Genomic DNA, 11761 nt, shown 5'->3' with positions numbered 1-11761 from the left:
CGTCGATGACGCAGACCTCGGCGCCCACCTGGTTGGCGAAGGCGATGCAGACCGCGCCGCTGCGGAGCACTACCTCACTACTACCTCACGACTACCCCTCGACGCCGTCGAGCGCCGGGGCGATCACCGCGAACGCCCGGTCGAGCAGTGCGGCCGGGTCCTCGGCGCCGTCACTGCCGCTCCACCGCTGCAACACGGCGTCGAAGGCGGTCAGCGCCATCCCGGCGGCCAGCCGCGGATACAGCTCCCTTTCGGCGTCGAGCCCCAGACGCAGCGCCAGTTCCGCCGTCAGATCGCCGCGCCACTGCGCTTGACGCTCCAGGAAACGCGCGAGCAGGGCGGGGGTGCCCAGAATCAGCTGTACGACGCGCAGCGCCCGCTCGGAGTGGGCGGCGCAGGTGGCCAGGGGGAGCCGGACGGCGTGCAGCAGCGCCACCGAGGGCGGCTCGTCCGCGGGCCGCTCCGCGAGCTCCGCGCGCATGCCGGCGCCCATGTCGGCCAGGAACTGGACGACCACGTCCTCCTTGGACGCGAAGTACCGGAAGAACGTGCGCCGCGAGACGCCGGCGGTGGTCACGATCTCGTCGATGGTGACCGCGTCGAACCCCTTCAGTGCCAGCAACTGCAGCGCCGATTCGGTCAGTTCGTCCGAGACGAGCCGTCGTTTGCGCTCGGCCATGCTCACTTCAGGGCGGTTGCTCACCCATCCATCGTACACGGCATGCCCCGCACGGCACTCAGTAACACGTTGACACTGAGTGCCAATGACGGCAACATGTGCCGCATGACGCAGCAGCACTGGACCACCGATCAGATCCCGGACCAGACCGGCCGGGTGTTCCTCGTCACCGGGGCCAACAGCGGCCTGGGCCTCGCGACCACCCGTGCGCTCGCCCGCCGGGGCGCGCACGTGATCCTCGCGGTGCGCGACGAGGACAAGGGCCATCGGGCGGTCGCGGAGATCACCGCCGAACAGCCCGGGGCGGGGCTGGAATCGCGCCTGGAGGTGCGCCGCCTCGACCTGGCCGACCTCGGCTCGGTCCACGCCTTCGCCGACCGGATGCGCACCGACCATCCACGACTGGACGTGATCGTCAACAACGCCGGGGTGATGGCGCCGCCCCGCTCGCTCAGCGCGCAGGGCCACGAACTCCAGTTCGCCGCCAACCATCTGGGCCACTTCGCGCTCACCGGACTGCTGCTCGACCTGCTGTCGGCGGGCCGCGATCCCCGCGTGGTGACGGTCAGTTCGGTGAACCACCGACAGGGGCGCCTCTTCTTCGACGACCTCCACGGCGAGCGCCGCTACAAGCCCATGGCCTTCTACAACCAGTCGAAGCTCGCCAACGCCGTCTTCGGCCGGGAGCTCCACCTGCGCCTCACCGCGGCCGGGAGCCCCGTCCGCAGCGTGCTCGCCCACCCCGGGTACACGGCCACCAACCTGCAGCTGAACGGCCCGATCGGCCTGTGGCGCGTGGTGTTCGGCCGCATCGGCAACCCGCTGTTCGCCCAGCGCCCGGCCGACGGCGCCCGCTCACAGCTGTACGCGGCGACCGATCCGAGCGTGCTGGGCGGTGAGTTCATCGGCCCCGACGGCCCGGCGGAGCTGCGCGGAGCCCCGAAGCGGGTGGTGCTGTCGCCCACCGCGGCCGACGCGGAGACGGGCCGTCGGCTGTGGGAGGTGTCGGAGCAACTGACCGATGTCCGCTACGTGTTCCGGGCCTCGGTGTGAACCTGGGCTGACCGGTGACTCTGCTCGTCAGAGCCTGCGCCACCGCGCGTTCACGAAGGAGAAGAGGCCGAAGGCGGCGAGGCCGACGGCGATCAGCGCGAGCAGCCAGGGGCCGAACCCGGTGTCGGCGAAGGAGCGCAGCGTGTTGTCGATGCCCTTGGCCTCGCCGGGCTTGTGCCGCAGCGCCGCGGCGAGGGCGAACCCGCCGGCCACGGCGAACACCGCGCCCCTGGACACGCCGCCGGCCACGCCGAGGACGTCCGCGGTCTGGCGCGCCCTTCGCGGCATCTCGGAGAGCCGCAGCCTCTTGTGGAACTTGCGCAGCAGCGCCCGGCCGGCGATCCACAGCCCCGCCACGAGCACGGCGGCTCCCGCGGCGGCGACGATCCACCGCCCGCCCGGCCAGTCGAAGGCCTTCGCCGTCACATCCTTGGTCTGCCGGTCGCTCGCGCCGCTGCCGCTGCCCTGGTCGCCCGCCGCGTACGCGAGGACGGAGTACGACACGAAGCAGTAGAAGAGGCAACGCCCGGCGGACAGCGCCCGCTTGCCCGCCTTGTCGCCGTCCGGCCCCGCCTGCCCGAAGAGGGCCTCCGAGAGCCGCCACAGTGCCATCCCGGCCAGGGCGATGCCGAGCAGCCACAGCAGTACGTTCCCGAAGGGCCGGTCCGCGAGCTCCGCCACGGCGCCGCCGCGGTCCGCCTGGCGGTCCCCTCCGTCGGAGAAGGCGATCCGCAGGGCGAGTGCCCCGATGAGGAGGTAGATCACTCCGCGGCCGACGAACCCGGCGCGCGCGACCGCGGCGATGGTCGTCCCCCTGGCGGCCCGCCGGGCCCGGACCTTGCCGTGTGCTGTCACCGAAGGCAGATGCATGGCTTCCAAGTGCCCCCGTGGTACTGCCTTATGCGCTTGAGCAGTCATGGCGCGGCCCGGGTCGGCCCCGACCGGCCCGGATCGGCCCCGGTCAGTGGCGACCGCTGCGGGCGCCCGGCCGTCCGCCCGAGTACGGGGCGCAGGCCGGGATCGTGAAGGTCCGGTCGAGGCGGGTGATGCGGAGCACGCGCCAGTTCCGCGGGCCGCCGGGCACCAGCCACAAGGTGCCCTGCTCCGCGGCCACGTGCTTTCTGATCCGTACCAGCAGCCGCAGGCCGCCGGCGTCGAGGAACGTCACCTTTCGAAGGTCCGCGACGACCTGCTGGCCGGCCCGGTCGAGGAGTGCCGTCACACGGGGGGAGAGCTCCTGGTCGGCCCAGGCGTCGAGTTCGCCCCAGAACACAAGGACATCAGTGCCGTTCACCACGCGGTGCTGCAGGCCGAAGGTGAAGTCGGCGGTGCCCGTTTCCCAGTCCAGCAGTGTCCTGCCTCCTTCACTGAGAGTAGTCGATTGGAGGGTGGCGAGGCTTGCGGAGACCGGTACCGGACGCCACCGGGGTCCTGCGCGGCACCGAGGCCCTACGTCCATCGTGCCCGCTCAGCGGCGTTCGTACCCTTGTCCGTAGGGTAGTTTGAGCGAACGACCCCTCCGATCAAGGGTCAAATGGGCGATTACGTAGTGTAATTGCAGGCCGGGTGGGCCGACCGCCTGCCGCACGGGCGAGAAGTATCGCCGAAACCCCGCTCCCGTACGCGGACGCCGTGCACCCAATTCGAACGGATCACCGCCTGGTTGTCGTCCCCGGCGCAAGCAGCGGATACGGTGCAGACGTGGTGATCGATAGGGAGGGGCCGGTGCCAGGAACTGCGCTGCTCATCGCGGCGGCCCCCGTCAGCAGGAGCCGGCTCGTCGACGCGGCCTCCGTACTTCCCGTGCTCGCGGCCGTGTCACCCGCGGCGCTCGCCGGGACCGATACAGCGAGCGTGGTGGAACTGGCGGATCCGCTGGACCCGCAGACGGTCCTCACCCGGCTGCGGGCCGCCGCCATGGCGCCGGGCCCGTTGACCGTCTACCTCATCGGGCAGCTCCATCTCGACCGACGCCAACGGCACTTGCACATGGCGCTCGCCCGGGCCACCCCCGCGACCATGCGCTACACGGGCTTCCCCTGGCACTGGTTCACCCAGGAACTGCGGCTGCGCCCACCGGGCGCCACCACGCTCATCGTCGATCTGCACACCGATGCCGAGAGCTGGCAGGCCCTGCACGAGCAACCGCTCGACGCGGGACCCGGCGTAGCGCTGTACGGCCGCGTCGCTCCACCGGCCCGGCGCCGCACTCCGGCGGCCCCCGCCTACATGAAGGCGCTCGCCACCGTCCTGCGCAGCGGCCACCGCCCCCCGCTCCCGCGACTCCACGAGCAGGCCGCCGCCCAGTCCCTCGCGGAGGACGCCCAGGACCTGGTGCTCGCGCGCGGCCCCCACACGCCGCCGCCCGCCGCGCCCCCGGGCGGGCACGACCGGCTCACCGACCCGCACACCGACCCGCACGCGGCGATCACCGCCGCCGTCGAGGCGGGCCGGCACGGCGAGGCGGCGGCACTCGCCGCCTCCTGGGAGCAGACCGCGCTGCGCATGCACGGTCCGGGCTCGAACGAGGTCATCCATTGGATGGAAGTCCGCGCGGACCTCGCGCGGTTCGCCGGCGACCCGGCACGCAGCTGCGAGACCTGGCTCGCGGTGGCCATGGCCCGCCTCACGGCCGGGCAGGCCCCCGATTCCCCGGCGGTGGAGGCCGCCGCGGACCGTGCCCACCACCTCTGGGACCGCGTACGCGACGCCGAGACCGTCCGCGCCCTCGGCCCCGACCTGGTCCGCCTGCGCCGTCAGGTGCCGGGCCGCCAGCGCGGAACGCTGTCGCTGGCGCAGCGCCGCCTCGAACAGTTCCACACGCAGCGGGTCGGCTGACGCCTGCCCGTACGTCATCGTCCGTACGTCACCGTCCGTACGCCACCGCCCGTACGTCAGTAGACGTCGCGTCCGACGCCTTCAGGTTCGACGTCTCCCTGCTCGGTCTCTCCCCGCTCGGCCTCTTCCCTCTGGGCCTCTTCCTGCTCGACCTGTCCCTGGTCGAGCTCTTCCTGCTCGAGGTCTCCCTGGTCGACCTCTCCAGGTCCGAGGTCTTCACGCTCGGCGTCTCCGGTCTCGCCTCCGCCGAGGAGACCGCCGAGGAGGCCCGTGACACCGCCGAGGAGGCCGCCGAGGATGCCCCCGAGGAGGCCGCTGGAGGGCTCCGGTTCGGCCGCGACGTGGCTGTGCGCCGGTCCGGGAGCGGTGGCGTGGACGCCCGCGAGGGGATTGCCGGGTGGCGCTGGGGCGGCGACCGCGGGAGTGGCGGTGGCCAGAATGCCGGCGGTGGCCAGGCCGACGGCGGTCAGAGCGGTGGGTGCACGCATGGTGCCTCCTGTGGTTCCTAGCTGACGCTAGCTGACGGATAGGGCTGTCTTGACCGAGCTTCGCGTTCCGCCGCACCACGCGCACGAGGAGCGCATCCGAATGCACGAGGCCCCGCCCGCCCCACCGTCAGAGCGCCGTGCCGAACGCCTGCGTCCACCACGGGCCGCCCGAGCCGTTGTGGATGCCCACCCCCAGCTCCTTGAAGTCGCAGTTGAGGATGTTGGCGCGGTGGCCTGAGCTGTTCATCCAGGAGTCCATGACCGAGGCCGGGGTCCGCTGGCCCCGCGCGATGTTCTCGCCGTACGTGCTCCAGCGGTAACCGGCCGCCGTGATGCGGTCGCCCGGATCGGTGCCGTCGGGGCTGGTGTGGTCGAAGTAGTCGCGCGCCGCCATGTCGGCGGAGTGCTTCGTGGCGGCCGCGGCGAGCTTGCCGTTGGACCGGACGGGCCCACAACCCGCCTTCGCCCGCTCGGAGTTGACCAGCGCGACGACCTGCGCGGCCGTGCCGCTCGGGGTGGCCGCCGGAGTGGGATCGGGTGTCCCCGGCTTCGGCTTCGGCTTCGGTGTGGACTTCGGCTTGGCCTTGATCGGGCTCGTCTTGGGCTTCGGCTTCGGCTTCTTCTTCGCCTTCGCCTTCGTCTTGCCGGGGGTCGGCTTGGCCGAGGGGGATGCGGAGCGCTTGGGAGAGGCCGACGCGCTCTTCGAGGCCGAGGGGGTGCCGGGTGAGGCCGGTGCGGCAGCGGTGGCGGGCGAGCTCTCGTCCGTGTCCGGTCCGGTGAGCAGATGGACCGCCGCGCCACCGGCGACGAGCGCGACGACCGCGGCGGCCGCACCGGCGGTGCGGCGCCGCCGCCTGGCACGTTCATGGCGGGCCCGCGCCCGCGCGGAGACGGGTGCCCCGGCACCGTGCACGGATGTGGCCGAGCCGACCGTGACGAGGTCGGGGCGGGTGACCAGCTGGGCCAGGGCCGCCCCCGCGGGGACGAGGCCGAGCGCCACGAGCAGCCGCTCGGCGGGCACCAGGTTGGACCAGTGGCCCGCGCAGACCGCGCAGTCGCGGGCATGGCGGGCCAGCCGCTTGCGCCACAGCGCCGAGGGCGCGCCGTCCCAGCCGGCGGTCAGCTGCCCGAGCCCCTCGCAACGGGGCTCGGCCGCCAGGGCGCGGACCACCACACGCCCCGTCTCCAGCTGGGCCTTCATCCGCTGCACCCGCACCGCCGCGTGCTGCGGGGACAGCTCAAGGGCCTCGGCGACCTCCGCCCGCGTCAGCTCGCCCGCGGACTCCAGCCACCACAGCGACAGCAGGGCCCGGTCGTCCTCGTCCAGCCACCTCGTCGCTTCGGCCGTCTCCCTGCGCTGCCCGGAGAGACCGAGCCGGGTGATGGTCAGGTCCACGAAGTCGGCGCCCGGGTCCACCACGTCGTACCCGTCCGCCGGACCGCCACCGGCGGGTATCGCACCCGTGGCGCGCTCCCGCCAGTGCCCGCGTATCTGGTTCATGGTGATGGCCACCAGCCAGCTGCGGAAGTCCTCCGGATCGCGCAGCCCGTCCAGACCGCCGAGGACGCGGAGCATGGTCTCCTGCACCACGTCGTCCACGTCCGTGTGGCCGTTCAGGGCCCGCCCGACGATGTTGTAGACCAGCGGAAGGTACTCCGCCACAAGCGCGTCCTGCGCCTGCTCGTTCCCGTCCTGCGCTGCCCTGACCATCGCGACCTGACGTTCGCTGCTCACGCTGTGACCACTTTCTGTGGGGGTACCTGTCTCCATCCGACACAAGGGAGACGCACAGCCGCCGCCCGGATAACAGAAACCGGATAACAGAAACCGGATAACAGAGAACCGATGGCTTCACGGCTCGTCGTGAGTGGTGAGCCGCTCGGACCTGGCCACGAGCCGGGACAGTTCGACGCGTGAGCGTACCCCGAGCAGCGCGAAGACGTTCCGGAGGTGGTGATCGACCGTCCTCGGGCTCACCGACAGACGCCGGGCCACCTCGCGGTTGGTGGCGCCCTCCGCGACACAGCGGGCGATCCGCAGCTGCTGCGGGGTCAGCCGCGACAGGCCGCCCGGCGGCCCCGCGGCCAGGGCCTCCCCGGTGGCGCGCAGCTCGGCCCGCGCCTGCTCCGCCCAGGCGCGGGCGCCGCACCGCTCGAAGGAGACGAGGGCGTCCCGCAGCCTGCCCCTGGCCTCGCCGGGGCGGCGCCTGCGGCGCAGCCACTTGCCGTACAGGAGCTGGGTACGGGCGCTCTCGAAGTCACCGCCCACCCTTTCGTGGCGGGCGAGCGCGACGGTGTAGAGCGCGTCACTGTCCTCAGGGCCCGCGAGCAGCGCGTGACAGCGGGCCAGCTGGGCGGGGGCCTGCGGGTCGGCGCCCTGGGCGGCCCAGCCGGCGAACTCCGCGACACAGCCGTGCGCCGCGTCGCCCTCCCCGGCGAGGACGGCCGCCTCCACGAAGCAGGGCACGGCGAGCATCCGCACGGCGAAGTGCCCCCGCCGCGGCCCCGGACGCACCACCGGGCCGAGCCGCGCGGCGGCCTCGGGCGCGCGGCCACGGCTCAGGTCGACGCGGGCCAGCGCCCACTGGGCCAGGGTCGCGGCCTGCGCGAGGCCGTGCCGGTCGGCGGTCCGTGCCGCGGCGGCGGCGTGGGCGGCGACCGCTTCGTCCTCGCCCTCGACGGACGCCACCAGGGCGAGGATCGCGTGATGCTGCGCGGCGATGTTGCGCTGCCCGGTGCGGCCCGCCGCGCGCAGCCCTTCCTCGGCGTGGGCCCGGGCGCGCGCGTGCCGCCCGGCCCGCAGTTCGGCGTAGGCCAGATACTCCAGGGCCTGCGGTACGTGGATGTCGGTGCCCCGCGCCCGCGCGGCGGCCAGGGCCCGCGCATTGACGCGGGAGGCCGCCGCGAGATCGCCGACGACGAGGGCCGCGACCCCGGCCCGCAGCAGCAGCGACGGCTCGTCCGCCCCCTGCCCACGGGCCACGACCCCGCGCAGCCCGTGGCTCGCGGCGCCGAGCCGCCCCCGCATGACGACGGCCATGGCGGCGCGGTACTCCTCGGCCAGCGTGTCGGCGCCGGCCACCGGTGACCGTGGGGCGCCGGCCGCCGGCGGCGGGCCCAGCGCCGACAGGTACGCCTCGGCGTCACCCATGTCCCATGCCGCCGCCATGGCGCAGAGGCGGGCCTCCCGGGCGTCGTGCGGGTCGTGCGGGTCGAGAAGCTCCGCCGCGAGCAGCAGCGTCTCGCGGGCATCGGCGACGGGGCCGTCCGCGAGCGTCAGCTGTCCCTGGACCAGTTCGACGGCGCCGCGCGTCCCGGCGTCCGTCGACTCGGACCGGGCGGCGGCGAGCAGCTCCTGGGCCTGCGCGGGCCGGCCGGCGAGACGGGCGTGGCGCGCGGCGGCGGCGCGGCGCAGGGCGCGCTCCCGCGCGGCCCTCGTGAGGTCCGCGGCCGCGGACAGGGCCGCCGCGCGCAGGGCGTGGGACACCACCGCTCCGGGCGCGTGCGCCGAGGCGGCCAGCACCGCCGCGAGACGGGCGTCGGTCCCCTCGACCGCCAGGGCCCGGTGAAGCTGCCGCAGCAGTGTGGGCGTACGGCCGTCGTCGAGGGCCGAGGCGAGCAGTCGGTGAGCGGCGCGGCGCCGGGCGGGCGGCGCTCCTGTGTACAGGGCGCGGCGCAGGCCAGGGGCGTCGAAGTGGATCCGGTCGGTGGCGCGGTGCACGAGCCCGGCCGCCTCCGCTGGGCCCAGCGCCACGCCGTCGAGCCCGGCCGCCGCACCGGCCCGCAGGACGAGATCCGCGTCGGCGCCCGCACTCTCGGCCCCTGGATCGTGGGCAGCGGCGGCGAGGAGAAGCAAGTGTGCCGTGTCCGCCGGCAGTTCGGCCGGGTCGATGCCGTCGTACGGGGATATGGCACCGTCATCGTCGGACAGCCGCCGGGGCAGCGGTGAACACCCCGCCAGTTGATGGGGCGTCAGCCCGGCGGTGAGCGCGTGGATCAGGCCCGGGTTGCCGCCCGCCACTCGCAGGATCTCCTCTCGTACGCTCGTGTCGACACCGTCGGTACCGCCCCGCGTGAGGTCGTCGAAGAGCGCGGCCGCCTCGGGCGGCGGGAGCGGGTCCAGGCGCAGGACGGGCAGCGCGGCCAGGTGGGGATCGTCGGCACGGTGAGCCGCGACGGAGAGAATGAGACCGACGGGGTGCGGTCCGTCGAGGCGGCGGGCGGTGAAGCCCAGGGCGGCGCGGGAGGCGGCGTCCCACAGATGGGCGTCGTCCACGCAGATCAGCAGAGGGCGTCCGCCCGCGAGATCGCGCACCACGGCGAGCAGGGCGCCTGGTTCCTCCGGCAGCGCGCGTGGGGCCGCCCCCGCACACCACAGGGAGTGCACCCCGCTGTACGGGATCAGGCTCTCGGCGGGGACGGCGCGCGTGCTCAGGACCGTCCCCGCCCGCAAGGAACGGAAGGAGCGGGCGGCGTGGGCGAGCAGCGTGGTGCGGCCGAGCCCGGGGGCCGCCGCCAGCACCAGGGCTCCGCCTCGCCCGTCGCGCACGTCGGCCAAGAGGGAGTCGACGGCGTGCAGTTGAGCGCTCCGGCCGTATATCCGGAGTGGACCCGTCACAGTCGTCAGTCCGGCCACGACCGTCACGTTACTGCCGCGTAAAACTTCTTGGAAGCCTCTTCAACCTCTGGGAGACCTTCTGGGCGACCTTCTCAAGAAGTGTGCGGGCAGTTGCCCCGGTACTCCTCGATCGTCGAGCTGGGGCGGGGCAGCGGGCAGAGGAACTGCTCGTAGCGCACGTCGTTGTCGATGAAGCGCTTGAGCCACGAGACGCTGTACTTGGCGATCGGGGTGTTCGAGGTGTTGGGCGTGAGGTGGCTCGCGCCGTTCAGCTCCAGGTACGCCTTGTCGAGCGAGCCGGGAAGGCTCTCGTAGAAGGGCTCCGAGTGCGAAGAGACCGGCGCGACGGTGTCGCCGTCCGCGCCGACGACGAGGGTGGGCGTGCGCAGTTCGGGCCAGGTCTTGTCGAGGTTCCAGCCGGTCAGCGGTATCGCCGCCTGGAGCGCGGGGCGGCTCTTGGCGGCCTCCAGGCTGCCGCCGCCGCCCATGGAGTGGCCCATGACGCCGAGCCGGCTGCCGTCGACGCGGTTGCGCACCGTACTGCGCTGCGTCAAGTAGTCGAGCGACGCCAGGAGCTGGCTGCCCCGGCTGGCGGGCTGGTCGAACCTGCTGAGGGTGTCGATGGTGAAGACGACGAAGCCCTGCGAGGCGAGCCGCGGGCCCAGCCAGGAGATGGACGACTGGGTGCCGGTGTAGCCGGGGGAGATCGCGACGGCGCCGAACGTGCCGTCGCCGGTGGTCGTCGGGTAGTAGATCGTGCCGCCGCCGAAGCCCGTGACGCCCAGGGACGACACGCGCGTCTCGGACACCGCGTAGTGGCCGCGGGACGCCTCGATGCTCGACACGGTCGGCGCGGGGCCGCGTTCGTACGGATTCTCCGCGGCGCCCGCGCTGCGCGACTGGGCGGTGATCAGTCCGCCCGCGGCCAGGAGGGTGGCGAGTCCGGCCCGCAACAGGCGCGGCCGGAACCGCCGTGTCGGGCGGAGGGGTCTGCCGATGGTCTCGTTGCTCAGCTGCTGCACGACGATCGCGTCCTTTCGAACGAGGGGGTTGCTGGCAGCGGCAACTGTCCGGGCACATCGGCCCCGGACACATCGGCGAAATCACCGGTCTTCAACCACCTGACGCCGAGGGAAGACGACTGGCCACTTTCCGCGGGACTCGGCCGCCGCCCCGTGGGGCGCAGGGCTCACGCCAAGAGGCGCGCGGCCGGCCGCCAAGGCACACGCGGGCCCACCGCCCACCCGCCACGCATCCGGATGTCAGTCGGGGCCGTGGGGCGGCGCTGCGTCGTGTGACGCGTGTGCAGCCCCACGGCCCCTCCGCCGCCGTTTCGGGGGGAACGGCGGTACCCTCAGCGGCGCCGACTCCGCTGAGGCGCACAGGAGGCGAGGTCCGGGCGTCCCGGTCGGGCCCGAGCCGGTGACGGCGGCCGCGGAGGGTTGCTCCTTGCTTCCCTCGGGCGGGGGGCGGATGGATGCACCGGGGCGAAGATTCTTCACGGGGCGCCCGGCGCGTCCCGCAGCAGCGGGCGGAGCCGGCGCATGCCGCGCCGCGCGTGGCTCTTGACCGTGCCCAGCGGCCAACCGGTCCGCTCGGCGATCTGCGGCTGTGTCAGATCCTCGTAGAACGTCAGGCACAGCACCGTCCGCTGCGGCATCGGAAGCCTCGCCAACTCCCCTGCCACCAGCACGCGGTCGACCACCGCGTCCACCTCTTCGCGGCCGGTCCGTTCCATGACGTACCGCGCCCCCGCGCCCCCGCGCCTTCGGCGAGGACCGCCCTGCGGGCCCGTGCCGCCAACGCGTCCGCGATCTTCCGCCGGGTGATGCCCGTCAACCAGGCGGTGATGGTGCCGAGTTCGGGACGGTAGCCCGCCCGGCCCCGCCACGCGGCGAGGAAGACCTGCTGGGCGACGTCCTCGTCCCTGCCCGCCGCTTCGGCGGGGACCCGTGCCGGCTGTGACACCGCTGCGTTCATCGACGACTCGTCAACTCCTCGACTCCCGGAGAGCGATCGGGCGGCCGTTCCCGGCCGCGGCTGGGACATCTTGGAAGCAGCTCCGTACACCCGGCAACCCGCATC

General features: G+C 73.6%; 9 protein-coding genes and 1 pseudogene. 2 read left to right on the top strand and 8 right to left on the bottom strand.

The genetic code is table 11. The features are described from left to right. Window positions 1–91 precede the first annotated feature (91 nt). Window positions 92–679, bottom strand: a complete 588-nt coding sequence (locus ACWDVB_RS33900; protein WP_451514834.1) for a TetR family transcriptional regulator — start codon at window positions 677–679, stop codon at window positions 92–94. Window positions 680–784: 105 nt separating this feature from the next. On the opposite strand from ACWDVB_RS33900, the gene ACWDVB_RS33895 reads away from it, so the two are divergent. Continuing rightward, complete coding sequence (locus ACWDVB_RS33895; protein WP_451514667.1) at window positions 785–1732, top strand: oxidoreductase; 948 nt, start codon at window positions 785–787, stop codon at window positions 1730–1732. A 27-nt stretch (window positions 1733–1759) separates the two neighbouring features. On the opposite strand, the gene ACWDVB_RS33890 is transcribed toward ACWDVB_RS33895, so the two are convergent. Together ACWDVB_RS33890 and ACWDVB_RS33885 are read right to left on the bottom strand one after the other, a co-directional pair. Further along, window positions 1760–2602: a DUF1206 domain-containing protein gene (locus tag ACWDVB_RS33890; RefSeq protein WP_451514666.1), complete on the bottom strand. Its 843-nt coding sequence runs from the start codon at window positions 2600–2602 to the stop codon at window positions 1760–1762. 91 nt (window positions 2603–2693) lie between these two features. Then, window positions 2694–3026: an STAS domain-containing protein gene (locus ACWDVB_RS33885; RefSeq protein WP_451514665.1), complete on the bottom strand. Its 333-nt coding sequence runs from the start codon at window positions 3024–3026 to the stop codon at window positions 2694–2696. 431 nt (window positions 3027–3457) lie between these two features. Between ACWDVB_RS33885 and ACWDVB_RS33880 the strand changes: the two genes are divergently transcribed. Then, entirely contained in the window at window positions 3458–4570 is a 1113-nt protein-coding gene (locus tag ACWDVB_RS33880) for a hypothetical protein (protein WP_451514664.1), read from the top strand. Between the two features lie 56 nt (window positions 4571–4626). Here ACWDVB_RS33880 and ACWDVB_RS33875 read toward each other — a convergent pair whose 3' ends face one another. The 5 genes and pseudogenes from ACWDVB_RS33875 to ACWDVB_RS33855 all read right to left on the bottom strand — a co-directional run bounded on the left by ACWDVB_RS33875 (window position 4627) and on the right by ACWDVB_RS33855 (window position 11656). Further along, window positions 4627–5058: a hypothetical protein gene (locus tag ACWDVB_RS33875; RefSeq protein WP_451514663.1), complete on the bottom strand. Its 432-nt coding sequence runs from the start codon at window positions 5056–5058 to the stop codon at window positions 4627–4629. Window positions 5059–5185: 127 nt separating this feature from the next. Beyond that, window positions 5186–6793, bottom strand: a complete 1608-nt coding sequence (locus ACWDVB_RS33870; RefSeq protein WP_451514662.1) for a sigma-70 family RNA polymerase sigma factor — start codon at window positions 6791–6793, stop codon at window positions 5186–5188. A 117-nt stretch (window positions 6794–6910) separates the two neighbouring features. Then, complete coding sequence (locus ACWDVB_RS33865) at window positions 6911–9694, bottom strand: LuxR C-terminal-related transcriptional regulator (protein WP_451514661.1); 2784 nt, start codon at window positions 9692–9694, stop codon at window positions 6911–6913. Window positions 9695–9768: 74 nt separating this feature from the next. Beyond that, window positions 9769–10698 carry a bis(hydroxyethyl) terephthalate hydrolase gene (gene bdeA / locus ACWDVB_RS33860; RefSeq protein WP_451514660.1) on the bottom strand — a complete coding sequence of 310 codons (930 nt, stop codon included), beginning with the start codon at window positions 10696–10698 and terminating at the stop codon, window positions 9769–9771. A gap of 476 nt (window positions 10699–11174) precedes the next feature. Further along, window positions 11175–11656: pseudogene (locus ACWDVB_RS33855) on the bottom strand (sigma-70 family RNA polymerase sigma factor). Window positions 11657–11761 lie beyond the last annotated feature (105 nt).

The organism is Streptomyces sp. NPDC003379 (assembly GCF_053589195.1).
This window is presented reverse-complemented; position numbering and strand designations above follow the sequence as displayed.

Bases quoted from the DNA above. Each gene is read 5' to 3' on its own strand.
- ACWDVB_RS33875 (WP_451514663.1), bottom strand. From the start codon at position 5,058: ATGCGTGCACCCACCGCTCTGACCGCCGTCGGCCTGGCCACCGCCGGC.
- ACWDVB_RS33900 (WP_451514834.1), bottom strand. From the start codon at position 679: ATGGCCGAGCGCAAACGACGGCTCGTCTCGGACGAACTGACCGAATCG.
- ACWDVB_RS33895 (WP_451514667.1), top strand. From the start codon at position 785: ATGACGCAGCAGCACTGGACCACCGATCAGATCCCGGACCAGACCGGC.
- ACWDVB_RS33890 (WP_451514666.1), bottom strand. From the start codon at position 2,602: ATGCATCTGCCTTCGGTGACAGCACACGGCAAGGTCCGGGCCCGGCGG.